The 26,543-nt window shown below is 71.6% G+C and carries 26 protein-coding genes; 9 read left to right on the plus strand and 17 right to left on the minus strand.

The window, feature by feature from the left end; translation table 11 throughout:
- The first annotated feature begins 35 nt into the window (after positions 1–35).
- Positions 36–464: a protein-tyrosine phosphatase family protein gene (locus Adu01nite_RS29795; RefSeq protein ID WP_203731561.1), complete on the plus strand. Its 429-nt coding sequence runs from the start codon at positions 36–38 to the stop codon at positions 462–464.
- A 69-nt stretch (positions 465–533) separates the two neighbouring features.
- Positions 534–1,046 carry an SRPBCC family protein gene (locus Adu01nite_RS29800; RefSeq protein ID WP_203731562.1) on the plus strand — a complete coding sequence of 171 codons (513 nt, stop codon included), beginning with the start codon at positions 534–536 and terminating at the stop codon, positions 1,044–1,046.
- Here the strand turns inward: Adu01nite_RS29800 and Adu01nite_RS29805 are convergent.
- From Adu01nite_RS29805 to Adu01nite_RS29840, 8 genes are all read right to left on the minus strand, one after another.
- Entirely contained in the window at positions 1,043–1,846 is an 804-nt protein-coding gene (locus tag Adu01nite_RS29805) for a class I SAM-dependent methyltransferase (RefSeq protein ID WP_203731563.1), read from the minus strand. The two genes, Adu01nite_RS29800 and Adu01nite_RS29805, sit on opposite strands and share 4 nt — an antisense overlap.
- Positions 1,847–1,856: 10 nt before the next feature.
- The gene (locus Adu01nite_RS29810) at positions 1,857–4,457 is read right to left on the minus strand and encodes an ATP-binding protein (RefSeq protein ID WP_203731564.1); all 2,601 of its coding nucleotides are present in this window, start codon (positions 4,455–4,457) and stop codon (positions 1,857–1,859) included.
- 29 nt (positions 4,458–4,486) lie between these two features.
- On the minus strand, positions 4,487–4,876 hold the full coding sequence (locus tag Adu01nite_RS29815) for a hypothetical protein (RefSeq protein WP_203731566.1): 390 nt from the start codon (positions 4,874–4,876) through the stop codon (positions 4,487–4,489).
- Positions 4,877–4,920: 44 nt separating this feature from the next.
- The gene (locus Adu01nite_RS29820) at positions 4,921–6,594 is read right to left on the minus strand and encodes a glycoside hydrolase family 3 protein (protein ID WP_203731568.1); all 1,674 of its coding nucleotides are present in this window, start codon (positions 6,592–6,594) and stop codon (positions 4,921–4,923) included.
- On the minus strand, positions 6,591–7,160 hold the full coding sequence (locus Adu01nite_RS29825; RefSeq protein WP_203731570.1) for a flavoprotein: 570 nt from the start codon (positions 7,158–7,160) through the stop codon (positions 6,591–6,593). The genes Adu01nite_RS29820 and Adu01nite_RS29825 overlap by 4 nt, the downstream gene beginning before the upstream one ends.
- Positions 7,161–7,225: 65 nt before the next feature.
- The gene (locus tag Adu01nite_RS29830) at positions 7,226–7,642 is read right to left on the minus strand and encodes a hypothetical protein (protein ID WP_203731572.1); all 417 of its coding nucleotides are present in this window, start codon (positions 7,640–7,642) and stop codon (positions 7,226–7,228) included.
- On the minus strand, positions 7,639–8,832 hold the full coding sequence (locus Adu01nite_RS29835) for an extracellular solute-binding protein (RefSeq protein WP_239132788.1): 1,194 nt from the start codon (positions 8,830–8,832) through the stop codon (positions 7,639–7,641). The genes Adu01nite_RS29830 and Adu01nite_RS29835 overlap by 4 nt, the downstream gene beginning before the upstream one ends.
- Positions 8,833–8,856: 24 nt before the next feature.
- Complete coding sequence (locus tag Adu01nite_RS29840) at positions 8,857–9,273, minus strand: MarR family winged helix-turn-helix transcriptional regulator (protein ID WP_203731574.1); 417 nt, start codon at positions 9,271–9,273, stop codon at positions 8,857–8,859.
- A gap of 150 nt (positions 9,274–9,423) precedes the next feature.
- Between Adu01nite_RS29840 and Adu01nite_RS29845 the strand changes: the two genes are divergently transcribed.
- Positions 9,424–10,359, plus strand: a complete 936-nt coding sequence (locus tag Adu01nite_RS29845; RefSeq protein WP_203731576.1) for an alpha/beta hydrolase family protein — start codon at positions 9,424–9,426, stop codon at positions 10,357–10,359.
- Between the two features lies 1 nt (position 10,360).
- On the opposite strand, the gene Adu01nite_RS29850 is transcribed toward Adu01nite_RS29845, so the two are convergent.
- The gene (locus Adu01nite_RS29850) at positions 10,361–11,254 is read right to left on the minus strand and encodes a LysR family transcriptional regulator (protein WP_203731578.1); all 894 of its coding nucleotides are present in this window, start codon (positions 11,252–11,254) and stop codon (positions 10,361–10,363) included.
- A 51-nt stretch (positions 11,255–11,305) separates the two neighbouring features.
- Positions 11,306–11,587 carry a DUF1905 domain-containing protein gene (locus Adu01nite_RS29855; protein ID WP_203731580.1) on the minus strand — a complete coding sequence of 94 codons (282 nt, stop codon included), beginning with the start codon at positions 11,585–11,587 and terminating at the stop codon, positions 11,306–11,308.
- A 321-nt stretch (positions 11,588–11,908) separates the two neighbouring features.
- On the opposite strand from Adu01nite_RS29855, the gene Adu01nite_RS29860 reads away from it, so the two are divergent.
- Positions 11,909–12,763: a Tat pathway signal sequence domain protein gene (locus Adu01nite_RS29860; protein WP_203731582.1), complete on the plus strand. Its 855-nt coding sequence runs from the start codon at positions 11,909–11,911 to the stop codon at positions 12,761–12,763.
- Positions 12,764–12,803: 40 nt separating this feature from the next.
- Here Adu01nite_RS29860 and Adu01nite_RS29865 read toward each other — a convergent pair whose 3' ends face one another.
- Positions 12,804–14,837, minus strand: coding sequence for a prolyl oligopeptidase family serine peptidase (locus Adu01nite_RS29865; protein ID WP_239132789.1), 2,034 nt, complete (start codon positions 14,835–14,837; stop codon positions 12,804–12,806).
- Between the two features lie 112 nt (positions 14,838–14,949).
- Between Adu01nite_RS29865 and Adu01nite_RS29870 the strand changes: the two genes are divergently transcribed.
- The gene (locus Adu01nite_RS29870) at positions 14,950–16,086 is read left to right on the plus strand and encodes a DUF1996 domain-containing protein (RefSeq protein WP_203731584.1); all 1,137 of its coding nucleotides are present in this window, start codon (positions 14,950–14,952) and stop codon (positions 16,084–16,086) included.
- On the opposite strand, the gene Adu01nite_RS29875 is transcribed toward Adu01nite_RS29870, so the two are convergent.
- Positions 16,083–16,625 (minus strand): RNA polymerase sigma factor, encoded by a 543-nt coding sequence (locus Adu01nite_RS29875; RefSeq protein WP_203731586.1) that lies wholly within the window; start codon positions 16,623–16,625, stop codon positions 16,083–16,085. The genes Adu01nite_RS29870 and Adu01nite_RS29875 overlap by 4 nt on opposite strands.
- A 55-nt stretch (positions 16,626–16,680) precedes the next feature.
- Here Adu01nite_RS29875 and Adu01nite_RS29880 point away from each other — a divergent pair, with 55 nt between their 5' ends.
- Positions 16,681–17,988 carry a serine/threonine-protein kinase gene (locus Adu01nite_RS29880; RefSeq protein ID WP_203731588.1) on the plus strand — a complete coding sequence of 436 codons (1,308 nt, stop codon included), beginning with the start codon at positions 16,681–16,683 and terminating at the stop codon, positions 17,986–17,988.
- On the opposite strand, the gene Adu01nite_RS29885 is transcribed toward Adu01nite_RS29880, so the two are convergent.
- The 3 genes from Adu01nite_RS29885 to Adu01nite_RS29895 all read right to left on the minus strand — a co-directional run bounded on the left by Adu01nite_RS29885 (position 17,979) and on the right by Adu01nite_RS29895 (position 21,333).
- Positions 17,979–18,644, minus strand: a complete 666-nt coding sequence (locus Adu01nite_RS29885) for a hypothetical protein (protein WP_203731589.1) — start codon at positions 18,642–18,644, stop codon at positions 17,979–17,981. The genes Adu01nite_RS29880 and Adu01nite_RS29885 overlap by 10 nt on opposite strands.
- Positions 18,645–18,790: 146 nt before the next feature.
- Entirely contained in the window at positions 18,791–20,179 is a 1,389-nt protein-coding gene (locus Adu01nite_RS29890; RefSeq protein WP_203731591.1) for a cellulase family glycosylhydrolase, read from the minus strand.
- Between the two features lie 158 nt (positions 20,180–20,337).
- A complete protein-coding gene (locus tag Adu01nite_RS29895) occupies positions 20,338–21,333 on the minus strand; it encodes a LacI family DNA-binding transcriptional regulator (protein WP_203731593.1) in 996 nt (331 codons plus the stop codon).
- A gap of 107 nt (positions 21,334–21,440) precedes the next feature.
- Here Adu01nite_RS29895 and Adu01nite_RS29900 point away from each other — a divergent pair, with 107 nt between their 5' ends.
- Entirely contained in the window at positions 21,441–23,849 is a 2,409-nt protein-coding gene (locus Adu01nite_RS29900) for an NPCBM/NEW2 domain-containing protein (RefSeq protein ID WP_203731595.1), read from the plus strand.
- Between the two features lie 98 nt (positions 23,850–23,947).
- The gene (locus Adu01nite_RS29905) at positions 23,948–24,421 is read left to right on the plus strand and encodes a hypothetical protein (RefSeq protein WP_203731597.1); all 474 of its coding nucleotides are present in this window, start codon (positions 23,948–23,950) and stop codon (positions 24,419–24,421) included.
- Here Adu01nite_RS29905 and Adu01nite_RS29910 read toward each other — a convergent pair whose 3' ends face one another.
- Positions 24,422–24,649, minus strand: coding sequence for a hypothetical protein (locus Adu01nite_RS29910; protein ID WP_203731599.1), 228 nt, complete (start codon positions 24,647–24,649; stop codon positions 24,422–24,424).
- Positions 24,650–24,986: 337 nt separating this feature from the next.
- Between Adu01nite_RS29910 and Adu01nite_RS48025 the strand changes: the two genes are divergently transcribed.
- Positions 24,987–26,162 (plus strand): Lsr2 family DNA-binding protein, encoded by a 1,176-nt coding sequence (locus Adu01nite_RS48025; protein ID WP_239132790.1) that lies wholly within the window; start codon positions 24,987–24,989, stop codon positions 26,160–26,162.
- A 44-nt stretch (positions 26,163–26,206) separates the two neighbouring features.
- On the opposite strand, the gene Adu01nite_RS29920 is transcribed toward Adu01nite_RS48025, so the two are convergent.
- A complete protein-coding gene (locus tag Adu01nite_RS29920) occupies positions 26,207–26,485 on the minus strand; it encodes a hypothetical protein (RefSeq protein ID WP_203731602.1) in 279 nt (92 codons plus the stop codon).
- Positions 26,486–26,543 lie beyond the last annotated feature (58 nt).

Here is a 26,543-nt window from a genome sequence, read left to right on the forward strand (position 1 = left end):
TCGCTGAAGCTGTACACGGATGGCACTGTAACAGGATGGATCTGTGGCTCGCGGCCGAGAATGGCGTGCTGACGCTGCCGTCCGGGAGGCTGGTCCGCGGGCGCGGGCTCGGTCGCCCGATGCCGTCCGGGCACCCGCCGACGTTCGGTGCCTACCTGCTCGGGTCCCCGCCACCGGAGTTCGGCTGGGAGTCGCGCTGGGTGCGCTGGCCCGACTTCCGGTTACCGGCTGATCCGGCGTACACCCGCAAGGTTTTGCTGGAAGTCCTTGATCGTGCCGGGGGTGAGCGGGTCGAGCTCGCCTGTCACGGCGGCCGCGGCCGCACCGGAACAGCGCTGGCCTGCCTCGCCGTTCTCGACGGAGTGCCGCCGCTCGAAGCCGTCGCGTTCGTCCGTGCGCACTACCACCCGAGCGCGGTGGAAACCCCGTGGCAGCGCCGATTCGTGCGGCTGTTCAAGCCGTAGGAGAAACACAGGCACTGATCAGAAGCTGCCATTACGCTGGGACAGCACCGCCGACGCCCTGGGGGACCGATGATCGTCGTGGAGCGCACGTTCACCGTGACAGCCGCCCCGGTCGCCGTGCTGGCCTACCTCCAGGACTTCGCCAATGCTCAGGAATGGGACCCATCGGCCCGGCGGACCAGCCGCCTCGGCGCCGGGCCGATAATTCCGGGCACGCAGTGGCGGCATGCCCGCAAGGTGCACGGCGTGACCGCCGAGCTGACCTACACGCTGATCGCGGCCGAACCGGGGCGGCTCGTCTTCCAGGGGCGCAGCGAAGGGGCCACCGCCACCGATCTGGTGATGATCCATCCGGTGCCGGCCGGCACCGAGGTGACCTACCGGATGGAGCTGGAGATGCACGGGCTGGCCAAGCTGGCCACCCGGTTCCTGCGCGGCGAGTTCGAGAAGCTCGCGACCGGCTGCGTCACCGCGGTGACCGCGGCCCTCGACGAGCTGTCCCGGCCGGCGGGGGTCCGCCGTCGGCTCGGTGCCGCCACACCGAGCCGGCTCCCGACCCCCGCCGAGGAAACCGGCATCTAACGGACGGCCAGCACCTGGACGTACGCCGAGGGGATCTTGGCCGTTCCGTCCGTCGCGACGTTGTGCCGGGCGGCCAGCTCGACCAGGTCGTCGTAGAGCGGCTTGTGGTCCGCGCCGAGCGCCTCGAACGCCTTCAGGGTCGGGCCGTAGTGCGCGCGGAAGTAGTCGGCGAAGTGCTCGGGCGACGCGAACCGGAACACGAACACCTTCGGCACCACCTGCACCTCGCGCACCCGGCCGCCGAACAACTCGCGCACCCGGGCCTCGCTCCCCCACTCCACCGGCCCGCGGATGCCGGGTGGCGGCGGCACCCGGCGGCCGACGGTCCGGAACATCTCGCCGATGAAACCCTCCGGCGTCCAGTTCGCCATCGCGATCGTGCCGCCCGGCCGGCACACCCGGGTCAGCTCGGCCGCGACCTTCTCCTGGTCGGGCGCGAACATGGCGCCGACCACTGAGAGCACCGCGTCGTACTCGCCGTCCTTGCACGGCAGGTCCTCGGCGTCGGCGACCTCGAAGTCGACGGTCAGGTGCTCGGCGCCGGCGCGCTCCCGGGCGCGGGCCAGCAGCTCCGGCACGTAGTCGGTGGCGATCACCCGGCAGCCGCAGCGGGCCGCCGCGATCGCCGCGTTGCCGGTGCCGGCCGCGACGTCGAGCACCCGGCTGCCCGCGGACAGATCGGCGGCCTGCACAAGCTCCTCGGCGATCGGCTGGATGAGGGCGGCCACGGCGCCGTAGTCGCCGCTGGCCCAGGTCTTCTGCTGCTTGGCCTTGAGGCCGTCCAGTACGAGTTCGGTCATAGGAACGACGCTAGGAATCCGCGCCGCCCGGCACATGGGGAGAGCTCCCTATGTTGAGCCGCCGGGCCGCCGCGGCCGCCTGCCCCCGATTGGGGACGCCGAGCTTGGTCAGCACCGCCGACACGTGATGGTCGACGGTCTTCGCCGACAGGGTCAGCCGGGCCGCGATGTCGGCGTTGCTCAGCCCCTCGGCGAGCAGCGCGAGGACCTCCCGCTGCCGGCCGGTCAGCCCGGTCGGGTCGGCCGCGGTGGCCGGGCGCGGCCCGCGCGGCACCGGCAGCCCCTGATCGCGCATCCGCGCGCGCAGCCGGCGGGCGGCCGGCACCGCGCCCAGCCGGTCGTAGATCCGCAGCGCCGCCGCCGGGTCACCGCCGGACAGCGCCTCCGCCTCCGGGTACGGGCATCCCCGCGCCCGCCACCACGCCGCCGCCCGCTGCCACTCCCCCGCGATGGCCAGGCGATACGGCTCGGCCACGCCCGGCGGCGGGACGGTCAGCCCGCCGCACCGCCACAGCCAGAACGCCAGCTCGCCGAGGAACCACGGTTGCCCGCCCGCCCCGGGCCGCTCGGCCACCACCATTCCGCGCCGGGCCTCGGCGGCGGCCCGCTCGTCGTCGCCGGCCAGCCAGTAGAGCTCGGTGAGCAGGATCGCGGCCGGCCCGACGAACTGGATCTCGCCACCGCGGTAGGCCCGCTCGGCCGCGTCCCGCGCCTCGTCGATCAGTCCGGTCTCGCCCAGCCGGGCCCGGACGGTGAGCCGGACCGCGATCGCCGGCACCAGCGACGGGCCCGGCACCGGCGGCCCGGTCAGGCCCTGCTCGGCGTCGTCGAGGGCGGCCTGCCAGTCGCCGCGGAACAACTCGAGCCGGGCCCGGTGGCCGAGCACGTGCCGCATGTAGCCGTCCAGGTCGCGGGCCGCCAGGAACGGGACCATCCGGGCGAAGGTCGCATCGGCGGTGCCGAAGTCGCCGGCGTCGACCGCGATCGTGCCCAGGTTGACCAGGGCGCGCCCGGCGTGGTCGTCGAGCCCGGCCGCGGCCGCCTGCTCGTGGGCCCGCTCCAGCTCGGCGATGCCGGCCCGGTCGCCGCCGTGGAACCGGGCCGACCCGATGTTGACCATCGCGTGCAGCTCGGTGTCCCGGTCGCCGACCAGCAGGGCCAGCTCCAGCGCCCGGCGGCCCCAGGAGATCGCCTCGGGCAGCTCGCCGGCCAGCATGAACAGCTGGGACAGGTTGCTGTAGGCGGCGGCCAGCTCGCGGCCGGGCGGCACCGACTCCAGCACCCGCACCGCGCGCCAGGCGGCCGCGCGGGCCTCGTCCGGGCGGCCGTTCCACCACAGCAGCCGGGACACCCAGCGCAGGTCGGTGCCGATCCCGAGCGGGTCGCCCAGCCGCTCGCGCAGGGCCAGGGCCCGCCGGCGGGCGTCGATCGCCGCGCCGCTCAGGCCGCCGTGGTAGGTGGCCGACGAATACTCCTCGAGCAGCTCGGCGCGCTCGGCGGGCGGGTGGTCCTCGGTCAGCGGCAGGGCGGTCGCGTAGTGCGCGGCGGCCTGCCGGTAGGCGCCGAGCGCGGCGGCCCGGCGGGCGGCGACCGGCGCCCAGCGCAGGACGGCCGGGACGTCGCCGGCATGGTGGGCGTGGTGCACGAGGCGGGCCGGGTCCACCCCCGGGCGGTCGCTCAGCGCGGCCAGGACCTCGGCGTGCAGGGCCATCCGGCGTACCGGGGAAAGCGATTCCTCGACCGCCAGCCGCAGCAGCTCGTGCCGGAAGGCGACGCCGTCGTCCTTCGCGGTCAGCATCCCGGCGGCCAGGCATTCGTCGACCGCGGCCACCCGGCCGGCGAGCAGGCCGGCCGGCACGTGCGCGGGGACCACCGAGACCAGCCGGGCCACGTCGCGGGCCGGCTCGCCGAGGGTGGCCAGCCGGGACAGCACCAGGTCACGCACGGTCGGCGGAATGCCTTCGGCGGTGGCCGCCAGCACCTCGGTGACCAGCAGCGGGTTGCCGCCGGTCACCGCGTGCACCCCCGGGGCGTCGCGGCCGGCCCGCCGGGCCAGCTCACCGACCGCCGCCGCGGAGAGCGGCGGCAGGCTCACCCGCCGGGTCAGGCCGGGCGGAAGTCCGGCGAGGACGGTCCGCAACCGGTGGTCGGGGGCGATCTCCTCCTCGCGGTACGTGATCAGCAGCAGTGCCCGGCACAGCGCGAGCCGGCGGCCGAGGAACGCGATCATGTCGAGGGTCGCCTCGTCCGCCCAGTGCAGGTCCTCCAGCACCACGACCGGGCAGGCGGCCTGCGGCGGCCGGTCGAGCGCCTCCAGGAACAGGTCGAAGACCTCCACCCGGGGTGCGTCGGCGATCCGGTCGCGGAGCCGGCCGCCGAGCGCCCGGGCGATGTCGTGCAGCGGACCGAGCGCGCGCGGGGTGAGCAGCGGATCGCAGGCGCCCCGGACGACGTGCGCCCGCGGCCCGGCCGCCTCGGCGAACGCGGCGGCCAGGCTGGACTTGCCGGCCCCGGCCTCGCCGCTGATCACCGCGACCCGGCCGCCGGCCGCGCACTCGGCCAGCAGGCGACCGAGGGCGGCCAGCTCGTCATCCCGTTCCAGCAGGTCCATCACGGGCCAGGCTAGGCGGGCCGATCAGGTCAGCACCAGGTGTAATCCCAGTTGCCGTCGTGGTTGTCGTCGAGGTCGACGTCGCTCAGGTAGTCCTCGAAGATCCAGCCCTCGTTGCTGGTGCCGTCGACGCGGACCCACCACCAGACGTTGCTGTAGCTGTTGTAGACGTAGCAGTGCAGCCAGACCTTGCCGTAGATGCCGGTGGACTTCCCGGTCTTGGCGCAGTCGCCGTACGGGCCGACCTTGAGCGGGCGGGACACCGTGGTCCAGCCGCTGCCCTCGCCGTTCGCCGAGTGGCTCACCGAGCAGTCGACGGCGGCCTGCGCGGGCGAGGCCAGGACGACCCCGGACCCGCCGGTCACGAGCGCGGTCACCAGCAGGATGCGGCCGGCCAGCCGGGAAAGCTTTCCGATCATGTCTATCCCCGTTCGTTGATGCGTCACCGGCAGTTCGCCGATGATCAACGCGCAAGGTAGTCGACATCGGACGGTCCGGCGACCCCGCCCGATCCGTACCGGAAAAGGCCTTTGATCGTCACCGGGAGGTGGCCCGGCGCCGGGGCCGTGCCGCGCAGGACCGCGGCGAGCGCGGTGACCGAGACCGGCTGGTAGCCGTAGGCGGCCACGTAGGTGGTGGCCGCCGGGAAGTGAGCGAGGTCGTAGGGGGCGCCGACCGCGGCCACCACGATCGGCTTGCCGGTCGCCAGCAGGGCCGTGACCAGGCGCTGCTGGGTGGGGTCGGACCAGGCGTTGTAGGTCGTCACCACGGTGACGTCGGCCTGCTGCGCCGCCGCCACCGCCTGCTGGATCACCGCCTCGGACGGGGAGCCGGTGTAGAGGCGGGTCGCGGACAGGGCGGCGGCCAGGTTGGTGGTGGTCGACACGCCCCAGCCGGTGACCAGGACGTTCTGGCTGGTGATCGGCAGGTCTTTCGCACGCAGGACGGTGATCGAGCGGGCCGCGGCGGTGGCCATCGTGGCGAGGTGGTCGGGGGTGCCGACGACCGGGGTCGCCGGGACGTACGGGTCGTAGGTCTTCGTGCGCAGGATGCGGCGGACCGACTGGTCGATGCGGCGCTCGCTGATCTGGTGGGTGCCGACCGCGTCGATCAGGGTCTGGACCGCCAGCGGGACGTTGCGGGGCATCAGCAGCTGGTCGACGCCGGCGTTCACCGCGTCGAGGACGATCTCCTGGTCGGTGTAGCCGGCCAGGGCCGCGGCGTCCAGCGCGTCGGTGATCACCACGCCGTTGAAGTGCAGCTGCTTGCGGAGCAGATCGGTGATGATCGGCCTGGACAGGCTGGCCGGGCGGCCGCTCGGGTCCAGCGACGGGGCGACGATGTGGGCGGCCATGATGCTGTCGGCGCCGGCTTTTATCGCGGCGCGGAACGGCGGGACGTGCGTCTTCAGGATCTCGGCGCGGCTCTCGTCGGTGACGGCCACTCCGTTGTCGGTGTTGACGGTCGTGTCGCCGAGGCCCGGGAAGTGTTTGGCCTGCGTACCGATGCCGGCGGTTTCGTAGCCCTGGATGGCCTTCGTGGTGAAGGCGGCGACGTGCGGGGTGCGGTCGCTGAACGCCCGGACGCCGTCGGCGCTGTTCGCCGGGTTGGTGTTGACGTCCACCACCGGGGCGTCCACCACGTTGATGCCGAGCGCCCGCAGCTCGGTACCGCTCACCCGGGCCGCCTGCTCGGCCTGCCGCGGGTCGAAGGTGGCGCCGAGCGCCATGTTGCCCGGCGAGACCGCGAGGGGCGCCCCGATCCGGTTGACCACCCCGCCCTCCTGGTCGGTGCTGACCTGCAACGGAACGCCGGTGTCGGCGATCGCGGCGGCCTGCAACCCGTTGGAGAGCCCGGCGATCTGGGCCGGCGAGCCCAGGTTGTGGCTCCAGGTGAAGTAGATGACCCCACCCAGGTGGTATTTCGCGACGGCCTGCGCGCCGGTGCGCACGTCGGCGCCGAACATCGCCTGGTTGGCGGCGGCGTCGGCGGCCGAGGGCGCGGTGGCGTTGTCGCCGTAGACGTACGAGACGACCATCTGCCCGGCCTTCTCGGCCAGCGTCATCCCGGCGAGCGGATCGTGCGGGACCCCGGAACCCGTCGTGAGAACCGCCGCCAGAACCGCCTGGAAAATCATGCCCTCATCGGAACGCCCTGATCGACGGTTGTCAAACCGAAAGCGTCCTCGACCAGGTCAAGCGCCTTCAACCAGGGGAACTTACGAGGGTCGTTCTGGCCCGGCGGCAGCGGCTCCCAGCCGTCCTCGACGCCGAGGAGCACCCGCACTCCCTCCGAGCGCAGGTCGTCGACGGCCCGGCGGAACGGCAGCCGGGCGGCGAGCGCCGAGTTGACCGCCGGCACCACCACGGTGGGCACCCCGCGCCCGATCACCTCGGCCACCGACGAGAGCGGGTAGGTGTCCGCAATGCCGGCCGCCAGCTTGTTGATCGTGTTGAACGTCGCCGGCGCCACGATCAGCGCATCGGCCGGCGGCGAGATCCGCCGCCCGTCCGGCGCGAACTTGTAGGTGGTCCGCACCGGCCGCCCGCTGGCCCGCCGAACCTCGGCCGAGTCGAAGAACTCGAGCCCGCTCTCGGTCGCCGTCACATCGACGGTCCACCCGCGGCGCGCCGCCTCCACGATCAGCCCGACGACACCGGCCGCCGGCCCACCACCGCAAACCACCACACGTAAGTCACCCATGACTCAAGATTGTGACCCACAGCACACCCAGATGGTCAATTACGCCGAGACAAATTTCCCAGGTCCTACTTACGGCCCGCGCGGCCGCGGCGGGAACGGGGCGCCGGCGCGGCGGCCTTCGGCCTGACGGACAGGGCCGGAGCCGGCGGCGGCTCAGACGGCGGGGCGGTGGGGGCGCCGGTGCCGCTCAGGTCGGAGTCGTGGGACGAGTGGTAGGAGCGGTAGGTCAGCCATAGGGCTACCACTGCGGCCGCGGCGGCGGCCACGCTGGAGAGCTCGTCGGCCAGCGACGGGCCCAGGGCCGCCACGAAGACGATCACCGTCAGGGCCACCAACGCGGCCAGGGCGCCTGTTCGGATGCGCTTGTGCAGGATGACGTTCGGGCGGCGGCGCAGGGCCGCGTTCACGGCCGCCTCGATCAGCACTATCGCCGCGGTGACCAGGATGGACAGCTGCCATGCCTCGATGCCGTCGGTGGTCATCGCAGGGCCTCCTGGATGTCCTGGATGAAGCGCTGTGTCAGCGGTTCGTTCTCGTGCAGGTGGCGGCGGGTGTGGTCGGCGAAGATCCGGGCGAACTCGGCGTAGTTGGGGTGCATCGGGCGCGGGCGGGAGCCCTCCACCGCGTACCGGATGGTGTTCAGCTGGGGCAGGGTGTCCTGCAGGTGGGCATCCGTGTAGGCGTCCACGCCGGTGGGGGCGAAGCCGAAGCTGGCCAGGAGTTTCTGGGCGGGGGTGTCGGTCAGGAAGTGGATCGCCCTGGCCGCCTCGTCGCGGTGTTCGGTGGCGGCCGAGATGGCCAGGCTCTGGCCGCCGAGGATGCCGACCGGCAAGCGGCCCAGCCGGATCTCGGCGGTGCCGGCCTTGGCCCGCTCGGGGCGCTCGATCGACGTCAGGGTGACCGGCCAGTGCCGCATCCAGCGCAGCGTGTCCTGCTGGAAGGCGCGAGTGGTGTCGGCCTCGCCGGCCGCGGTGACCAGGCGCTTGTGCTGGATCGCGGTGGCCAGCGGGGCCAGCGCCTCGCGCCACTGGCCGAGACCGTAGGAGAGCACGCCGGCCTCGTCGAGGATCGCGTCGTCCTGGGCCAGGGCGTGCTCGAGGACGTTGCAGACGAACGCCTCGTCGGTCTGCTGGCTGACCGTGTCGAGCTGGCCGGCGAACCGCACCGGACCGGTGGCCGATGCGGTCAGGACCTGGGCCAGGGTGGGCTCGGCGTCGGCCCGCTTGTCGGTGACCCGGCGGAACAGCATGCCGACGTCGGCGTTGAACGGCACCGCCCAGTAGTCGTCGGTGCCGGGCCGCTGGCACAGCCGGCGGATCGGGCCGAGCAGCGAGATGTCATTCTCCGGCCGGAAGGAAACGATCTTCTTCTCGTCGGCGAACCGCGGGATGTGGATGGCGTCGAGGTTGAAGATGTCGGCCCGGGTCTCGTTGAACTTGTCGAACTGGTCGCGGGTGGAGCTGTTGACCTCGAGCACCCTGATCTGGGTGTCCGGGTTCAGCTCGTTCCACATCGTTACCAGCAGCGCCCGGGCGCCGGTCGCGTCGACCCCGGTGGCCAGGGTGAGAGTGATCGACTCACGCCGGGTGAAGAAGTAGCCGGCGGCGGTGGACAGCATCCCGGCGGTCAGCACCCCGGCCAGGAACGACCGTCGAGAGTAGAGCTCGGGCATGCACCGACCGTACTCGATCGGTCGTCAATAAGTGATCCCCGTCACCGGCGCGGCAAGGTGATCGACGAAGGCGGCGAGCCGGCTCTCCAGCTCCTCGTCGACCGGCAGGCTCTCCCGCATGGCCTCGGAAACCCGCTGGTGGAGGCGGTGGCCGCGCGGCGTCAGGTAGGCGCGGATGCGGCGCCGGTCGACGTCGTCCACCCGGCGGTGGAGCAGGTTGGTGTCGACCAGGTGGCCGACCAGGCGGGTGAGGCTGCCGGGCGGCAGGAACGCGCCGTCGGCGAGCTCGGTCATGAAGTGGCCGCGGCCGTCGGCGAGCATCGAGATCACCCGCCAGGCGTCGAGGCTCTGCCCCTCGCCGGCCAGGACCGTGGCGAGCCGGCGGGCCATCAGGCGTTCGGCTCGGGTCAGCAACTGCATCAGGTCCGCAGATCGACGCATGGCTCATGCTACCGAGGACCCGCGCGGCCGTTTGATCCGTTTCGGACAGAGCGCGCTCTTTTTGATCGATGTTCTTGACCGCGAGGTGCCGGATGCACGACGCTCTCCCAAAAGGAAACGTCGTTACGTCCAGGGAAACGAGGCTCTCGCATGGCCCTTCGTCTCAACCGGCGGGGTGCGGCACTCGCCGCCGCCGGTGCCCTCCTCGCAGGCGTTCTCGTCAGTCCCGGTTCGGCCTCGGCCGCGACCGTCTACGGCTCGACCAGCTCGTTCGGCACGACGATCAACGGTGATCCGGCCGACGTCTACTACCCGGCTACGACCGCGTCGCACAAGGACTGGCCGGTCGTCCTGCTGCTGCAGGGCGCCAACGTGGACAAGGGCTTCTACGCGGCGTTCGCGCGGAAGGTCGCGTCCTACGGCTTCGTCGTCACGGTGCCCGACCACACCCGCACGGTCTCCGACGCCACCGGCCTCTACGCCGACGCGCTCGAGGCCAACTGGACCGCCGACTGGGCCGACGACGAGGACGCGCGCAGCGGCTCGCCGCTCAAGGGCCAGATCGACAGCGGCAAGCTGCTGCTGGCCGGCCACTCGTTCGGCGGCGCGGCCGGGCTCGGCGTCAGCACCGGCCTCTCGATCGTCCCGTTCACCGACTCGATCGCGATCGCGCCGTCCGAGCTGAAGGCGGCCGCCTTCTACGGCACCAACAACGCCGTGCCGGGCACCTCGCTGGTGCTGCCGGTGCTCAACAACGTGCCGGTCGCCCTGATCCAGGGCAGCGTCGACGGCATCGGCAGCCCGGCCGACAGCCTCACCACCTACTACCTTCTGGCCGGCACCCCGAAGCTGTTCGTCAGCGTCACCGGCGCCAACCACTACGGCATCACCGACAGCCAGAACCCGGCCGGCGCGATCCCGGACTCGTCGGCGCAAACCCTGTCGCAATCGGTCAGCGTGGAGACGATCGGCCGGTGGACGGCGCAGTTCCTGCTCGCCCAGCTGGGCGACAGCGCCGCGAAGGCGTATGTCTACGGCGGCGGCGACCCGGCCGACACCGACGTCGAGACGAAGTACTGGAAGTAGATCAACCGGTCGCGACGTCCCGCAGCAGGTCGAGGAAGGTCCCGGTCAGCGGCGTCAGGCTCGAGTCCGTGAGGGTCACGGCATAGAGGCGGCGCTGCAGGCCGGGGCCGGCCAGTTCGCGGTGCACGGTGCTGGGGGTGCCGGCGAGGGCCAGCCGGGAAACCAGCGCGACCCCGATGCCGGTGCCGACCAGGGCCTGCGCTACGTCGTACGACGCGGTCTGGAACCTGATCTTCGGGGTGAACCCGGCCGCCGCGGCCGCCCGGTCGAACTGCGCGCGGGCGGCCGGCCCGGCCATGATCGTCACCCACGCCTCGTCGCGCAGCTGCTCCAGGCGCAGCGGCGCCCGGCCGCCGGCCAGCCGGTGATCATCCGGCAGCACCACCACCATCGGGTCGTCGAGCAGCGGATGCAGGCTGACGTGCTCGGCCGTCGCCGGCGGCCCGTCCCAGGCGGCGACGACCGCGAGATCCAGGTCGCCGGCCGCCACCGCCGGCACGCCGTTCTCCGACAGGGTGTCGACGACCGAGAGGTCCGCGTCCGGGTAGCGGTGCCGCAGCGCGGTCAGGGCCGGCGGCAGCAGGTGCAGGGCGGCCGCCTGGAACGTGCCGACCCGCAGCCGCAGGGACATCCGCCCGAGCAGCGCCGCGAGTTCGTCGGCGGCCCGCCGGGTGCGCTGGTCGATCACCTCGCCGTGCGCGGCGAGCAGCGCACCGGCGGCGGTCAGCGAGGCACCGCGCGGCCCACGGTGCACCAACGGCGCCCCGCATTCACGCTCGGCGCGGGCGACCTGCTGGGTGACGGCGGCCGGGGTGACACCGAGAGCGGCGGCGGCCGCGGACAGCGAGCGGTGCCGGTCGATCAGGGCGAGCAGCCGCAGTTGCGCGGGGTCCATCCGACTCAGCTTAATACTGACCATTGGAAAGTTAATTTCTCTAAAGGTTGGTCAGATGGTCAGGTGGACCGTCACAAGGTCGCCCAGGTCGATCTGCTCGGCCTGGCGGACCTTTGTCTTGACCGGCACGATGTAGCGCCCGTCCTTGGGCCACAGGGCGGTGGTCCAGCCGGTGCGGCCGATCCGGGCGGCCACCGGGATCATCCCCCAGCCGTAGGTCACCATCGATGCGGTCTCGGCGATCTCCTGGCACTGATCCTCGGGCACGGTCACGAAGTGCCAGGGCGCCGGCCCCCGCCAGAACCACATCTCGCCGCTGAACTCGAGATCCATCCGCCCAGGATAGAGCGATCGGGATCGGGCCACTCTTGACGGCCGGACCTATTGAGGCATATAAATCGACTGGTTACTGACTAGTAGTAACTGGATCAGTTTCCCGCCCCCACCCGGTCGTCAATTCCGCGGCACCACCTCCATGCTTCGTCCGTCCTCGGGAAACCGCATACACCTGCGAATATGCGGTCTTCCCGCGCTGCGCCATGATCAAGTTCGAGCGCCCTGGGAGGGGAATTCGAATCCCCATTGGACGCCATTTCCAATGCGGGGCCATCGCTTTGTAGTCCACCGACAAAAGCAGCACCAGAGGGAGCAGTAATGCGTAAATCCTTGTACCTCGCGACCGTGGCCGGTGGCGCGCTCTGCGCGACCCTTCTGGCGACCGCCGCCTTCGCCGACACCGGCGCCGTCTTCACCGTCGGCGGGGCCGGCGGGCCGAACGCCGCGGTCGGTGACACCGTCGCCGCGTCGCTGGCGACCGGCACGACCGCGACCTTCTACTCGACGGCCACCGGTACCAGCGGCGTGACCTGCACCGCCTCCAGCTTCTCGTCGACCGTGACGGCGAACCCGCCCGCCCCGGGGGTGGCCACCCAGACGATCGACGCGCAGACCTTCAGCGGCTGCTCCAGCAACATCATCGGCACCCTCGGGGTTCGCAGCGTGACGCTGAACAACCTCGCCTACAAGGTCGCCGTGGACGGCGCGACCGGCGCGGTGTCGGTCGCACCGGGCAGCGCCGGGCCGATCCAGTCCACCGTGGTCATCACCACCCTGCTCGGCGTGATCACCTGCGTTTACCAGCCGGTGGCCGGTTCGCTCACCGGGGCCACCGACAACGCGACCAACTCCATCAAGTTCACCAACCAGCAGTTCAACAAGATCAGCGGCTCGTCGCTGTGCCTGTCGAGCGCGTTCTGGACGGCGCGCTACTCCCCGGTCACCGACACCACCCAGGGTGGCCCGATCTTCGTCAACGCGGTCGCGCCGGAGCCGACCGAGACCGCCACCCCGGAGCCCACCGACACGGCCACCCCGGAGCCCACCGACACGGCCACCCCGGAGCCCACCGAGACCGCGACGCCGGAGCCGACCGAGACGGTGACGCCCGAGCCGACCGAGACGGTGACGCCCGAGCCGACCGAGACCACCGCGGCCCCGGCCACCGTCTGATCACCACGTTCCGGCCGGGTCCCGCGCGGGGCCCGGCCGGTCAGGTGAGCTTGCGCCGGAGGAACTCCAGGATCAGGGCCGCGATCGTGGCGGCCTGCTCGTTGTCGGCGGCCGCGCCGTGGCCGCCCTCGACGTTCTCGTAGTAGGACGCGTCGTACCCGTGCTCGCGCAGCCGGGCCATCATCTTGCGGGCGTGCCCGGGATGCACCCGGTCGTCGCGGGTCGACGTGATGAACAGGACCGGCGGGTAGGGCCGGCCGGGCCGGACGTTCTGATAGGGCGAGAACTCGCGCAGGTAGGCCCAGTCGGCCTCGTCGTCCGGGTCGCCGTACTCGGCGATCCACGAGCGGCCGGCCAGCAGCTTCGTGTAGCGGCGCATGTCGAGCAGCGGCACCGAGGCGACGACCGCGCCGAACAGCTCCGGGTAGCGGGTCAGCATCACACCCATCAGCAGGCCGCCGTTGCTGCCGCCACGGATGCCGAGCCGGTCCGGGGTGGTGATCCCGCGGGCGACCAGATCGCGGGCGACCGCCGCGAAGTCCTCGAACGCCCGGACCCGCTTCTCCCGCAGCGCGGCCCGGTGCCAGGCCGGGCCGTACTCGCCGCCGCCCCGGATGTTCGCGACCACGTAGGTGCCGCCGCGGGCCAGCCAGCCGCGCCCGGTGACCCCGTCGTAGGCCGGGGTCCGGGCGATCTCGAAGCCGCCGTAGCCGGTCAGCAGGGCCGGCCCGCCGGTGTCCGCGCCGCCGGTGTCCGCGCCGCCGGTGTCCGGGCCGACCACGAAATAGGGCACCCGGGTGCCGTCGTCGGAGACCGCGAAATGCTGGTGCACCGCCATGCCGGCGGTGTCGAAGAACGCCGGCTGCCGCTTGAGGACCGCGGTCTCGCCGCCGACCCTGCCGAGACTGAGGGTCCGCGGCCGCAGAAAACCCTCGGCCGAGATCAGGTACGAATCGTCGGTGTCCGGCTCGGTGTCGACGATCCCGAGGTGATCGAACTCGGCCGGACCGGGCAGGGGTTCCCGCCGCCACTCCGGTGAATCCGGGGTCAGCACGTGCACCCGGGATCGCACGTCGGTCATCGTCACCAGGAGCAGGTGGTGACGCGTCCACCACCAGGAGCTCAGCGACGTGTGCGCGTCCGGTTCGAACAGGACGGTCAGGTCCCGCCGGCCCGCCAGGTAGGGCTCGAACTCGGCGGCCAGCAGGGCGCCGGCCGGGAAGGTCAGCCACGGCGAGCGCAGGCGGATCAGCAGCCACTCCCGGTGCACGATGCAGTCGGCGTCCTCCGGGACGTCGATCCGCACCAGCTCGCCGGAGGGCCGCCGAAGGAACTGCTCGCTGCGGTAGAAGTCGATGTAGCGGCCGACGAAGTCCCGTTCGTACCCGACGTCCGGATCGTGGCTGACCCGGACCGCGACGTCGTCCGGCTCCCCCTCGTAGATGAATGCGGCGTCGGCCAGCGGGGTCCCCCGCCGCCAGCACTTCACCACCCGCGGGTAGCCGGACGAGGTCATCGAGCCGGGGCCGAAGTCGGTCGCCACGTAGAGGTGGTCGGCGTCGATCCAGCTGACGTCGCTCTTCGCCTCGGGCAGCGTGAACCCGTCCGCGACGAAGGACCGGGTGCGCAGGTCGAACTCGCGGACCACGACCGCGTCGGCGCCGCCCCGGGACAGGCTGATCAGGCAGCGGTCGTAGCCCGGGCGGAGCACCGACACGTAGCTCCACGTCCAGTTCTCGCCCTCGGCCGCGTTCAGCGCGTCGAGATCGAGCAGCACGTCCCAGTCGGGCTCGTCCCGGCGGAACTCCTCAGGCGTGGTCCGCCGCCACAGCCCGCGCGGGTGGTCGGCGTCCCGCCAGAAGTCGTAGTAGAAGCCGTCACCGCGCCGGCTCGGCACCGGGATGCGGTCCTTGCTGTCGAGGATCTCCCGGATCTCGTCCCGGGTCTGCCGGAAGTCGTCGCCGGCCGGCGCGCTCAGGGTCTCGGTGTTGCGCTCCTCGACCCACCGCACGGCGTCGGGCCCGTCCAGATCCTCGAGCCAGCGGTGGCTGTCGTCGGCATAGGGGTCCAGCACGCCTCGACCTTCGCACCAACGCGGGCCGCTGCCAAGGTCGAACGGGCAGATCTTCTTAGCGACGCCTTAAGCAGGTAGGGAACCGCATGGTGGCGTTCCTATGCTGCTCCGCGTGTCGATCACCGCGCTCCCCGAACCCGAATCCCGCCGCTCGAAGCGGGGCCTGGCCGCCGCCTTGGGCGGTGCGGCCGTGGTTGCGGTCGTGGTGGGGGCGGTGGCCGTACACCTGAATGGCTCGTCGTCGTCCGACGGCCCGGACCTGGCCTCGAAGGCCGCGCCGATCGTCGCGACCGCATCTTCCGCCGCGCCCCCGGCCACCAGGACGACGCCGCCCGCCAGCACGAAGCCGGCTACGAAACCGGCCGAACCCGGCTGGATCCCGGTCGATCCGAAAGCCTGGCAGGCGCAGGTCGCGGCGTTCAAGGCGCGCAAGACCGACCCGGTTCCGGCCGGGGTGGGCGACAAGCCCGAGTTCCGGGCCGACTGCACCTACAGTCACCGGCTCGCCGACGACCCGATCGTCTTCCCCGGCCTGCCCGGCGCCTCGCACATGCACTCGTTCGTCGGCAACAAGGCGGTCGACGCGGCCACCACCGCCGCCGACCTGATCAAATTCACCGCCAGCACCTGCAAGCCGATCGTCGACCACTCGTCCTACTGGGTGCCGACGCTCTACGACGCCGCCACCAGGAAACCGGTCGAGACCACCGGATTCCGGGTCTACTACCGCTCGATCCGGAACAACTCGACCGGCACCATGCCGATCCCCACCGGGCTGCGGATGATCGCCGGTGACGCCAAGAAGAAGGTGCCGACGCCGCGGGGCGCGCAGGGCCAGTTCTACTGCGCCTTCTACGGCCCCGGCGACCTCGACGGCATCGCGCGCAGCACCAACGGCAACTGGCCGATCTGCGGCGAGCCGGCGACGCTGCACTTCATGCTGCAGTTCCCGGATTGCTGGGACGGCAAAAACCTCGACAGCCCCAACCACAAGGACCACATTGCGTACGGGTCGGACAGCGGCTGCCCGAAAGATCATCCGGTCCGGATGCCGGCGCTGACCTTCGACATCCAGTACGGCGTGAAGGGCACCGCCCAGGGCTACTACCTGTCCTCGGACCCGGCCGGGAAGAGCGCCTCCTCGATGCACGGCGACGCGTTCCTGATGTGGGACGCCGACGCGATGAACAAGCGCACCAAGGACTGCGTGCTGCAGCGCCGCACCTGCGGCAACGACGGATATCTCTAAGCCACCAGGTATTCGCGCAGGTCGGTGCGGCCCTGGTGGATGCGGGACTTCACGGTGCCGACCGGGACGCCGAGGTGCTCGGCGATCTCGGCGTAGTCGAGCTGGCAGACGTCGCGCAGAACGATCGGCGCGACCAGGTCCGGCCGGCGGGCCTCCAAGCGTTCCAGAGCGTCCAGGAAATCGAGGCGGGAACCGGCGATGACGCTGGTGGTGCGGGGGTCGGGCCGGTCGAGCGGCGGCGCCTCGTGCGCCTCCTCGACGGCGCGGCGCTTGAGGGTGCGATAGGTCTGCCGGGCGCTGTTGGCGACGACCACGTAGAGCCAGGTGGAGAACATCGACCGGCCCTCGAACCGCTCGATCGTGCGGGCCACCTGCAGCAGCGCGTCCTGGCAGGCCTCCTCGGCGTCCTCGAAGCAGGGCAGGAAACGGGCGCAGCGGCGCAGCACCTGCGGCCGGAGCAGCGCGAGCAGCTCGTCAAGGGCCGCTTTGTCGCCACCGGCCGCCTTCCGGGCCAGCAGTTCCTGACGTTCGTCTCCCATGCCACTCCCCCGTGCTCAATCCCCGTGCGGCATCCGCACAATGTGCAGTGTGTCAATGCCTGCCAAGATCGGCCGCTACCGGGTGGAGCGACGCCTCGGTGCGGGTGCGTTCGCCACGGTCTGGCTGGCCGAGGACGACGTGCTCGAGTCCTGGGTGGCGATCAAGGTGCTCGCCGACAACTGGGCGCACCAGGCCGACGTGCGGGCCCGGTTCGAGCAGGAGGCGCAGGTGCTGCGCCGGGCCGACTCGGAGCGGCTGGTCCGCATCCACGACTACGGCGAACTGCCGGACGGCCGGCCCTACCAGGTGATGACGTACGCGGACGGCGGCACCCTGGCGGAACGGCTGGAGAGTGGGCCGATGCCGGTCCGCACCGCGATGCGGATCGCCGCCGACATCGCCCGGGCCACCGCCGACCTGCACGACGCCGGGGTGCTGCACCGCGACCTGAAGCCGTCGAACGTGCTGTTCGGCACGGTCCGCGGGGTCGAGCGGGTGCTGGTCGCCGACCTGGGGCTGGCCAAGTCGCTGGCGTTCGCGTCCGGTTTCACGGTGGTCGCCGGGACGCCCGGCTACATGGCGCCGGAGCAGTCACGGCCGGGCGGCGGGCTGGACGTCCGCGCCGACGTGCACGCGATCGGCGCGATGGCGTACCAGATGCTCACCTCGGCGCCGCCGCGCGGCACCGTCGTCGCGCCGTCGAAGCTGCGCGGCGGGATCACGCCGGTGATCGACCGGATCGTGCTGCGCGCGCTGGCCCCCGACCGGGACCGGCGCTGGCCGACCGCGGCCGCGCTGGCCGACGCGCTGGAGGAGGTGGCCGGCGCGCCGGCCCGCAGCCGCAACCGGGCGCTGCAGATCGCCGGCCGGACGGTCGGCGGACTGATCGCGGCGGCCGTGCTGGTGCTGCTCGGCGGCGCGCTGCCGGCCCGCAGCACGCCGCCCGGCTGGGTGCGGGTGGCCGACGCGACCGGTTCGTTCTCGGTCGCGGTGCCGCCGGGCTGGGCCGGGCAGGCCCGGCAGTCGGGCTGGGATCCGGCCGCGGTCGGCCTGCCGTCCGCCCAACGGCCGGGGCTGGCGGTCGCCGCCGACCTGGCGGCGTGGGACGAGGAGTACGCCGGCGGCCCGGGCCTCTTCGCCGGCCGCGCCGACGGCCTCGACCGGGCCACCCTGCCCACCCATGACCGGTGCACCCGGTGGTCGGTGCGCACCGTCCCCGGCGCCCAGGTGACCCGGTGGGCCGGGTGCGCCGGCACCGGCATCTCCTGGAGCGAGGTGGTGGCCGGCGACACCTACCTGCAGATCAAGCAGGTGGGGGACGCCGACCTGACCGACCAGATCGTGCGCAACGTTCACTCGTAGCAGTCCTGCTTCGTCGACTGCAGGGTGAAGTGGCTGACCCGGCCGTCCTTGATCTCGATCCGGTAGGTGGCGCCGCTGTTGCCGGGCACGGCCGCGTAGCCACGGCCCTCGGTCTGGCCCTCGTCGACGTTCGAGTAGTCGGGGTAGGCCTTGAGCACCTCGCTCGTGGGACTGCCGACGCCGATGCCCTGCGGGCTGGCCATCCCGCCGAAGCCGTCGATGATCACGACCCCCAGGCCGGTGGAGAAGTAGACGACGCCGCGGCCCTTCTCGGCCAGCTTGAGCGTCGTCTTCGCGATGCAGCCCTTGGTCGCGGTCTGCCCGTCGTACACCGGTCCCCAGACGTTGATCTGCCCGGTGGCGTTGGCCTGGGCCTGGGTCATGCCGAGCTTCAGCTTGCCCAGCCCGGTCGGGCCGAGCGTCATCGACGCGGGCCGCGACGCCGGCACGGTCACGTCGACGGTCCTGTCCGGCGCACTGCTCACGCTCGTGGCCGGAACCACCGCCGTGCTGGTGGTGGTAGTGGTGGCCACGGCCGACGGCGACGCGGTGACCGGCCCGGCGGAGCCGCCGACCGTCTGCACGTCGCTGGAGCAACCGGTGGCCAGCAGAGCGGCGGGAAGAACGACGGCGCCGAGGAGAAGAGCGGTACGCATGATGGGTGGGCCTTTCAGATCCGCTTGCTGTCGCGTTGTCCTTCAATGCGATGCGGGCATCCGTGGCCCGGTTCGGACGCAGACGATAACAAGCGGATAACGGAGCCGGATGCGGTCGCACCCGCACCCGGCTCCGGGCCTGCCGATCAGCTCGAGGTGCAGCTCAGCGTGGGAACGCTGTTGGTGCCGGTCCACGAACCCAGGAAGCCGAAGTTCGTCGAGGCGCCGGCCCCGAGCTTCCCGTTGTAGCTGACGTTCTTGGCGGTGACCGCCGAGCCGCTGCTGGTCACCGTCGCGTTCCAGGCCTGGGTGACGGTCTGGCCGTTGGCGTACGTCCAGTTCACCGTCCAGCCGTTGATGGCCGAACTGCCCGCGGTCACCTTGACGTCACCCTGGAACCCGTTCGGCCAGGAGCCGGTCACCGCGTACGTGGCCGAGCAGCCGCCGGACGGCGGGATGGTCGTCGGCGCCGTCGTGGGGGCCGTGGTGGGCGCCGTGGTCGGAGCCGTGGTGGGCGTGGTGGTCGGAGCCGTGGTGGGCGTCGTCGTCGGGGTGCTGCCGCCGAAGATCGAGGCCTCCTTGCTGTTGGTCTTGAGGCCGTTGGCGCCGTTGACGATCCGCTGGCCCCACGTGGTCAGCTGGGCCGGGTCGAAGCCGGTGGTCATGTCCAGGATCGGGTCGGTGTTGCCCGACCAGGACCAGCCGATGTAGCCGAGGTTGCGCTTCACCGCCTCGGACAGCACCGTCTGGTCGTCCACCTCGCTGGACGAGAACTGCCAGCCGAACTCGCCGATCAGCAGCGGCCAGCCGTTGTTCTTGAAGGTGTCCAGGTAGGACACGATCGAAGCGGCGGTGTTGAAGACGGCGTACATGTGGATGGAAAGGATGGTGTTCTTCTGGGTGTCGGCGTTGAGCACGGTCTGGCCGTTGTCCCGCATCGTGTACTGCCAGTCCTGGCCCCAGTTGGGCGCGTCGACCATCAGCAGGTGCTGGAAGCCGTTGCTGCGCATCTTCTGGATGGCCGCGACGGTGGCGGCGGTCCACTGGCTCGGGTTGGTGTTGCCGATCGGCTCGTTGCCGATGTTGATGACGACGTAGTCCTCCTGGCCGACCAGCACGCTCTTCAGGCCGATCCAGTAGTTCACCGCCTGGTCGAGGGTGTAGGCCGCGCTGTCCTCGCCGTACCCGGTGGTGTCGTGGTCCTCGAGGACGCAGATCAGCTTGTTGGCCTTGCACAGCGCGATGACGTTGGTGACATCGGCCGCCGTGTTGGCCGTCCAGCGGCCGCCGCTGAGCACGACCCGGACGGTGTTCGCGCCGGTCGCCTTGATGTTCGCGAACGAGCTGGTCTGGTTGGTGTACCAGGTGTGCGCGTGGTTGATGCCGCGCATCACGAAGACGTTGCCGTTGGACTCGACGATGTTCGTGCCGGAGACGTGCAGCCCGGTGGCCGCGAACGCGGGGCCGCCGAAGCCGACGATCGATGCGGCTACCGCGAGCAGGACAGCACCGAGGGCAATGAGATGTTTCTTCATGACCTGCCTCTGAGGACGGGGGATTTCGGGAAGGGGGAACTACGCACCCCAGCCCGGTGCCGTCTCGGCACACGCGCTCGCCCTCGGGATGTCTCAAGACACCGTTGTAACGTCTGTAACAGACGTGCTGACGAAGCTACCTACTGCATCGCCATCCGTCAATGCGCGAGTGCTGCGGTCGAGGCTCGGACCACCAGCTGCGGCTGGAAACGCACCTCGCGATGGGCATGCCCGGGCCGCCCCTCGTCCAGCAACAATTCGGCCGCCGCCAGCCCCAGCTGGTATTTCGGCTGGCTCACCGTGGTCAGCGCGGGCGCCAGCCGCCGCGCGAACGGCAGATCGTCATAACCCACGATCGAAAGATCTTCCGGCACGCGTACGCCGAGGGCAGCGAGCCCGTCCAGCAGGCCGAGCGCCGCCGTGTCGTTGAGGCAGACCACCGCGGTCGGTTCCAGGGCCACGATCCGCCCGGCGGCCGCGGCCGCAGCCTCGCCCAGCGACGGCGGGTGCACGTCCATCCGTACGTCCAGGAACTCCCCCACCGCCTGCCGCAGGCCCTCCCGGCGGCGGGTGACCGGGCCGGGGTCGACGGTGGCGCCCAGGTAGGCGATCCGGCGGTGGCCCAGCTCGCGGAGGTGCTCGCCGGCGAGCCGGCCGCCGAGGGCGTCGTCGACGGCGACCGCGCACAGGTCGAGCCGCTCCTTCGGATGGTCGAGCAGCACCACCGGGGTGCCGCGGCGGCTCACCTCGAGCAGCTGGGCCGGGTCGGGGTGGGCCGGCGAGATGATGATGCCGCGCACGTTCTGCTGCTGGAGCAGGTGCAGCAGCCGGGTCTCGGTGTCCGGGCGCAGGTCGGTGCTGCAGGCCAGCACCAGGCAGCCGGCCGCGGCCAGGCCGTCCTCGATGCCGCGGTTGACCTCGGCGTGGAACGGGTTGGCCAGGTCGAGGGTGACGCTGCCGACGATCGGGCTGGGCACGCCGCGCAACTGACGGGCGGCGCCGTTGGGCACGTAGCCGATCCGGTCGATGGCCTGCTGCACGCGCAGGCGGGTCTCCGGCGCCACGATGCCGGGCCGGCTCAGCACGTTGGCCACGGTGGAGACCGAGACGCCGGCCACCCGGGCAACCTCGCGCATGCCGACATTTCCGGGCACGTGATCACCCTACCCGGATCGTCACGCATTGATTCCTGTGGATTGCTTGGCGTAGCCTCCGTGCCGGATTACAAACGTCACAACTCCTATCCACCGTGGAGTTCACCATGCGTCGAATCCTCGCTGCGGCGGCCGCCGCAGCGCTCGCTCTGACCTGCGGTGCCGTCGCCGCGGCCGGTCCCGCTCTCGCCGTCGACGACGGCCTCGCCCTCACCCCGCCGATGGGCTTCAACGACTGGAACGCGTTCGGCTGCGACGTCAGCGAAGACCTGATCAAGCAGACCGCCGACCTCTTCGTCTCCGAAGGACTCAAGGACGCGGGCTACACGTACGTCAACATCGACGACTGCTGGTCGCTCAAAGACCGCGACCCGGACACCGGGCGGCTCGTCCCCGACCCGGTCAAGTTCCCGTCCGGCATCGCCGGAACCGCCGACTACGTCCACAGCAAAGGCCTCAAGCTGGGCATCTACGGGGATGCCGGCACCAACACGTGCGCCGGCTACCCGGGCAGCCTCGGCCATGAAACCCTCGACGCGCAGACCCTCGCCGGCTGGGGCGTCGACTATCTCAAGTACGACAACTGCTACAACCAGTCGGACGGGACCCAGGCCGACTACGTCCGCCGCTACACCACGATGCGGGACGCGCTCGCCGCCACCGGGCGGCCGATCGTCTTCTCCATCTGCGAGTGGGGCACCACCCAGCCGTGGACGTGGGGCGCCGACGTCGGGCACCTCTGGCGGACCACCGGCGACATCAGCGACAACTGGCCGTCGCTGCGGTCGATCATCAGGCAGAACGCGCCGCTCGCGCCGTACGCCGGGCCGGGGCACTGGAACGACCCGGACATGCTGGAGATCGGCAACGGCGGGATGACCCCGGCCGAGTACCGGACCCACATGAGCATGTGGGCGATGATGGCCGCGCCGCTGATCATCGGTACCGACCTGCGGTCGGCCTCGGCCGAGACGCTCGCCATCCTGACCAATCGCGAGATCATCGGGATCGACCAGGACCGGCTCGGGGTGGCCGGGCGGGTCGTCTCCGATACCGACGGCCTGATGGTTCTCGACAAGCCCCTTGCCAACGGGGAGCACGCGATCGCGCTCTACAACTCGACCGACGTGCTCGCCACCGTGGGTACCGCGCTCGGCAAGGGCCGGGCCTGGCGTCTTCAGGACGCGTGGACGGGGGCGGTCACCCAGGCCCGGACCCGGGTCGAGGCGGCCGTGCCACCACACGGGACGGTCGTCTACAAGGTGCGGCCGCTCAACGACCCTGGGCCGGTCGCGCCGTCGGTCGTCGTCGGCGCCGAGATCGGCACCGTCACGCCGGCCACCGCGATTCCGCTCACCAGCACCGTCGCCAACCGGGGGGCCGGGTCGCTCACCGACGTGCGGGTCGGCGTCACCGCTCCCTCCGGCTGGACCGTCACCGCGGACACCAGCAGCCGCGCACGGTCCCTGGCGACCGACGCGACGCTGGTCACCTCGTGGACGGCCAGGGCGCCGGAGGCGGTGACGGCCGGGACTTATGCGTTGCCGGTCACGGCCTCGTACATCTGGGGAAACAGGCACCGGAGCAGCACCGCAAGCACTCTCGTCGTCACCGTGGTGACGCCGCCGCCAGGCGGCACCCGGTACCTGAGCACCGTGCGCGCCGCCGACTTCAGCAATGCGTCGGGGCCGATCGAGCTCGACCAGACGAATGGGGGCAGCGCGCCGGGTGACGGTAACCTGATCACCGTCGGCGGGCACGTCTACACCCGTGGGATCGGGACCAGTGCGCCGTCGTCGATCCGCTACTACCTGGGTGGTTCGTGCAGTTCGCTTACTACTGACGTGGGTGTCTCCACCGGCGACGCCGCCTCGTTCACCGTCTACGCGGACGACGCCGTGGCCGCCTCCGCCACGGTCGCCGCCGGGGACGCGCCGCAGACGCTGACCGCCGACCTGACCGGCGTCAACTGGCTGCGGCTGGCGGCGACCTCGGCCGGCACCGCCGACGCCGACTGGGCCGCACCCATCCTGACCTGCGGCTCGGGTGGGCCGGTGCAACCCGTCGAACGCACCCTGTTCTCGTTCGAGGGTGGCACGGACGGGTTCACCATCGCCAATGCCGGCGGTGGCGGCAGCGTCGAGACGACCGGCGCCTTCCACACCGACGGGGACTCGGGGCTGCTCGTGCACACCCCGGTCAACGGCAACTGGTTCGGGCGGGCCCTGGACGCGCCGCTCGACCTCAGCGGCACGTCGATGCTGAAGTTCGACATGCGGGTGGAGACCGCGGGCAGCGTCGGGGAGATCGCGGTGCAGGTCGGGGACGCGTTCACCTGGTGCCAGGGCGGGCAGTGGACCTGGAGCAACCCGGGCGGCAGCAAGACGATCACCCGGTCGTTCGGCGACATCAGCTGCCCGGCCGGGGTCACCCTCGACCCGTCCGACATCCGGGCGGTGTGGGTCTACCTGAACACCGGCGGGGACGTGTCGATCGACAACGTGCGGGCCGAATAAGCAAACCCGTACGCCGGTCACAGCCTGTCGACAGTCAGGTCACGCACCTTCGACGTCATGAGAGCTTTTGCTTCGCTCGACGTTGAAGGGGACGCGCGATGAGCACTGATCAGGTGACGCCCGAGACCACCTCCCAGGAATGGGTGCCACCCACCGAAGGATGGGCCTCCGTCCCGGCCACCACCGAGCCGGCGCAGACCAGCGCCGGCCGGTGGACCGGGAAGAAGGTCGCGGCCGCGGTCGCGCTGACCGCGGCGCTGGCCGGCGGGGGTGGCTTCGGCATCGGCATGGCCGTCGACTCCGGAAGCGGCACCACCCAGCAGGGGCAGTTCCCGGGCGGCGGGACCGGTGGCGGGCCGGGTGGGGGCGGTCAGATGGGTGGCGGCGGGTTCGGCGGCACCCAGCAGGACGGAACCACTCAGCAGGACGGAACCACTCAGCAGGGCGGGACCACCCAGGATGGATCCGGCTCCACTCAACAGGGCACCACTCAGCAGGGCACCACTCAGCAGGGCACCACTCAGCAGGGCACCACTCAGCAGCAGGGTGCGGTCACCGGGACTACGGCCTAGCTAGGGCATTTCCGGGACGAAGTCCGGGACCAGGTGGACCGCATCGACGAGAGCGGGCGGCCGCGCGGCGGACCGCGCGGCCGACGCCGTCATCGCCCGGAACACGGCGTCCAGTTCAAGGTCCGCGGCCGGCGGCTGCGCCCGCATCGCCACCGCCGGCCGGCGGACCCCCTCGATGCCCGCGACGGCCGTGGCATGCACGACGCGGACAAGCTCGTCTTTCGCCATCGCAACCCCCAACGCCGTGGCGAATGTCGCGCCAGAATGGCACACCCCCGGGTCGGGTATGACTGCGATATTTCCTGACTGTTCGGGGGAGGTGTCGTCCCACCGCCACTACCCGTTCACCGGGACGGTCATCCGCGGATCCCCCGCCGGGCCGATCGTGACGCCGGGGGCGAAAAGGACGATCGGTCGTGCCGTACGTCCATTGGGTTAATCCCTCTACATGAGTGGGTGATGTCCGCGAGCCCACGCCTCCGCCACGATCAGCCTCCTGTTGCGGGAGGGACGGGCGGTGGAGTTCGGATATACGGTGATGAGCGTTCGGACCACGGGACTCTCCGTGGACCACGATCGGATAACTGAGATGGCGGTGGTCACCACCGATCCGTCCGGGCGGGTGGAACGCGAGTCGGCGTCTCCCGGCATCGGCGAGTTGGCGGGGCTGCTGGCCGGCCGGACCTTTGCCGCGCACCACGCGGCCCTCGGGCTGCGGTTCGTGGCGGCGGAGTTCGGGCGGGGGCACGTGCCGATGCCGGCGGTGCCGGTGCTCTGCACGTGCGAGGCGAGCCGGATCCATCTGCCGGATCTCGCCCGGCGGCGATTGCGGGACTGCTGCGCGGCGGCGGGCGTCGAGTGGTCCGCGGACGGGGCACTCGACGAGGCGCGGGCCACGGCGGGCCTGCTCGGGGCCTATCTTTCCGGCCTTCCTGGCACTTCTGTGCACGAGCACGGACCGGCGGCATGTGGGGTGCTGGCGGCTCTGCTCGATGATCTGCCACTCGCGGACACCCTGACCGGGGATGCGCCGGCCGCCGCCGGGAGCTACCTCGAGTTGGTCGCGGTGTCGATCGAGAAAGGCCGATTGGTGGGCTCGGCGCTGGCTGAGCACGGGCGGGCGGTGGGCATCGGGCGGGACGAGCTCGACGACCTGAACCGGGGGCTCGTGCTGGCGATGGCCCGGACCGCCGTCGCCGGTGGGGCGGTCGCCGAGGCGGTGCGGGACGAACTCGTCGCGGCCGGGTCAGCGCTGGGCGTGCCGGCGGGCGCGGTGCAGGCCATCCTGGCCGAGGCCGGCGGCGAACTGATCGAGACGTTCGGCGGCGGCTTCCGGCCGCTTCCGCCCGATTGGGGGTACGGGGAACCGCTGCGCGCCGGGCAATCCGTGGCGTTCACCGGCGGCGAGCCCTATCGCCGCTCCCGGCTCGAGCTGGCCGCCCAGCTGGCCGGGCTACGGGTGGTCAACAGCGTGTCCGCGCACACCGCCGTGCTGGTCAGCGGGCATCCGCGGCCGCGCTCGCCGAAAGGGGTGGCGGCCCAGCGGGCGGGCACCCGGATCGTCACGCCGAAGGTGTTCGAAAGGCTGGCGGCCTGCGTGCAGCCGGCCGGACCGGCCGCCAAGGCGGTGACCGCGGCGACCGTGCGAGCGTGGGCCCGGGCCAACGGTCACCTGGTCGGCCCGCGCGGCCGGCTGCCCCAGCACGTGCACGACGCGTTCCACGCCGCGCAGCGGAGATAGCGCGACGGCCGCCCCGGTGGGGCGGCCGTCGGGGGAACGCGTACTCAGATCGTGCCGGGGGTGGTGCTGTTCGAGGAGGCCAGCGAGTCGCTCGTGGTGGTGTGCAGCTTCTCGCCGAGCTTCGAGGCCTGGAGCTTGTCCTTGCCCTCGGTGTAGAGCTTGGTGGCCTGCGCCTGGGCGACACCGGCGGCCTCCTGGACCGACGGGCTCTCCCACACCTTCTTGGCGCTTTCCCGGATCTCCTCGTACTTCTCCCGACCGGCACGGCTGCCGAGGACGAAGCCCGCCGCTAGGCCGGTGAGGAACAACAGCTTTCCGCGCATGGTGGCGGCTCCTTCCGTACGTGACGCTTCTGCGTCGCTGCCGCTTCGATACCCATCC

Origin of the sequence: Paractinoplanes durhamensis (assembly GCF_016862175.1) — a bacterium.
Classification (GTDB): domain Bacteria; phylum Actinomycetota; class Actinomycetes; order Mycobacteriales; family Micromonosporaceae; genus Actinoplanes; species Actinoplanes durhamensis.

What these genes read in the sequence shown, in the direction of transcription:
- Adu01nite_RS29795 (WP_203731561.1), top strand. Translation starts at nt 36, where the DNA reads ATGGATCTGTGGCTCGCGGCCGAGAATGGCGTGCTGACGCTGCCGTCC.
- Adu01nite_RS29800 (WP_203731562.1), top strand. Translation starts at nt 534, where the DNA reads ATGATCGTCGTGGAGCGCACGTTCACCGTGACAGCCGCCCCGGTCGCC.
- Adu01nite_RS29805 (WP_203731563.1), bottom strand. Translation starts at nt 1,846, where the DNA reads ATGACCGAACTCGTACTGGACGGCCTCAAGGCCAAGCAGCAGAAGACC.
- Adu01nite_RS29810 (WP_203731564.1), bottom strand. Translation starts at nt 4,457, where the DNA reads ATGGACCTGCTGGAACGGGATGACGAGCTGGCCGCCCTCGGTCGCCTG.
- Adu01nite_RS29815 (WP_203731566.1), bottom strand. Translation starts at nt 4,876, where the DNA reads ATGATCGGAAAGCTTTCCCGGCTGGCCGGCCGCATCCTGCTGGTGACC.
- Adu01nite_RS29820 (WP_203731568.1), bottom strand. Translation starts at nt 6,594, where the DNA reads ATGATTTTCCAGGCGGTTCTGGCGGCGGTTCTCACGACGGGTTCCGGG.
- Adu01nite_RS29825 (WP_203731570.1), bottom strand. Translation starts at nt 7,160, where the DNA reads ATGGGTGACTTACGTGTGGTGGTTTGCGGTGGTGGGCCGGCGGCCGGT.
- Adu01nite_RS29830 (WP_203731572.1), bottom strand. Translation starts at nt 7,642, where the DNA reads ATGACCACCGACGGCATCGAGGCATGGCAGCTGTCCATCCTGGTCACC.
- Adu01nite_RS29835 (WP_239132788.1), bottom strand. Translation starts at nt 8,832, where the DNA reads ATGCCCGAGCTCTACTCTCGACGGTCGTTCCTGGCCGGGGTGCTGACC.
- Adu01nite_RS29840 (WP_203731574.1), bottom strand. Translation starts at nt 9,273, where the DNA reads ATGCGTCGATCTGCGGACCTGATGCAGTTGCTGACCCGAGCCGAACGC.
- Adu01nite_RS29845 (WP_203731576.1), top strand. Translation starts at nt 9,424, where the DNA reads ATGGCCCTTCGTCTCAACCGGCGGGGTGCGGCACTCGCCGCCGCCGGT.
- Adu01nite_RS29850 (WP_203731578.1), bottom strand. Translation starts at nt 11,254, where the DNA reads ATGGACCCCGCGCAACTGCGGCTGCTCGCCCTGATCGACCGGCACCGC.
- Adu01nite_RS29855 (WP_203731580.1), bottom strand. Translation starts at nt 11,587, where the DNA reads ATGGATCTCGAGTTCAGCGGCGAGATGTGGTTCTGGCGGGGGCCGGCG.
- Adu01nite_RS29860 (WP_203731582.1), top strand. Translation starts at nt 11,909, where the DNA reads ATGCGTAAATCCTTGTACCTCGCGACCGTGGCCGGTGGCGCGCTCTGC.
- Adu01nite_RS29875 (WP_203731586.1), bottom strand. Translation starts at nt 16,625, where the DNA reads ATGGGAGACGAACGTCAGGAACTGCTGGCCCGGAAGGCGGCCGGTGGC.
- Adu01nite_RS29880 (WP_203731588.1), top strand. Translation starts at nt 16,681, where the DNA reads ATGCCTGCCAAGATCGGCCGCTACCGGGTGGAGCGACGCCTCGGTGCG.
- Adu01nite_RS29885 (WP_203731589.1), bottom strand. Translation starts at nt 18,644, where the DNA reads ATGCGTACCGCTCTTCTCCTCGGCGCCGTCGTTCTTCCCGCCGCTCTG.
- Adu01nite_RS29890 (WP_203731591.1), bottom strand. Translation starts at nt 20,179, where the DNA reads ATGAAGAAACATCTCATTGCCCTCGGTGCTGTCCTGCTCGCGGTAGCC.
- Adu01nite_RS29900 (WP_203731595.1), top strand. Translation starts at nt 21,441, where the DNA reads ATGCGTCGAATCCTCGCTGCGGCGGCCGCCGCAGCGCTCGCTCTGACC.
- Adu01nite_RS29905 (WP_203731597.1), top strand. Translation starts at nt 23,948, where the DNA reads ATGAGCACTGATCAGGTGACGCCCGAGACCACCTCCCAGGAATGGGTG.
- Adu01nite_RS29910 (WP_203731599.1), bottom strand. Translation starts at nt 24,649, where the DNA reads ATGGCGAAAGACGAGCTTGTCCGCGTCGTGCATGCCACGGCCGTCGCG.
- Adu01nite_RS29920 (WP_203731602.1), bottom strand. Translation starts at nt 26,485, where the DNA reads ATGCGCGGAAAGCTGTTGTTCCTCACCGGCCTAGCGGCGGGCTTCGTC.